Genomic DNA, 478 nt, shown 5'->3' with positions numbered 1-478 from the left:
ATGCTTAAACTCTTCTACGAGTAAAGCCAAGGCCTGCTAGTCCAAGACCAAGCAAAGCAAGAGTACCTGGCTCGGCTACTGACACAGAGTCGGCAGTATCACCACTGATACCCCAAGCATTAAGAGTACCTGTGTCGCCAGCTAATCTATCGAAGATGGTAAGTTGCCATACAGTGCTGAGTGACTCGCCATCAAATGCTGAAAGCAATTCAGTGCCCTGGAAGGTTCCTGGGCCAAAAGGCGCTGCGACAGTGCTTATATGAGTTCCTGCTTCGTCATCAAAAGTGACTTGAGCTAGGTTATCACCTGAGCCACCATACTGGTCGAATAGCTGCACTTCGGTACCTGTAAAAGTGTTTGTGATAAAGATATCTAGGTCTTGCATCCAAGTGTGTTCAATATCAATGTAAACATTTAGGTCTGCGATGGTTCCAGAGGCGCCAACTGTATTAAAGATAAAGCTGTAGGTGTTACCCGC

1 protein-coding gene is annotated in these 478 nt (G+C 46.7%); it reads right to left on the bottom strand.

Features of this window, described 5'->3' with window-relative positions:
- Positions 1-4 precede the first annotated feature (4 nt).
- A partial coding sequence (locus A3735_RS10230) for a proprotein convertase P-domain-containing protein (RefSeq protein ID WP_156499585.1) occupies positions 5-478 on the bottom strand: 474 nt, incomplete at its 5' end.

Source organism: Oleiphilus sp. HI0061, from assembly GCF_001635675.1.
The sequence above is the reverse complement of the archived record's forward strand: the minus strand, read 5'-3'. Positions and strand labels throughout refer to the sequence as shown.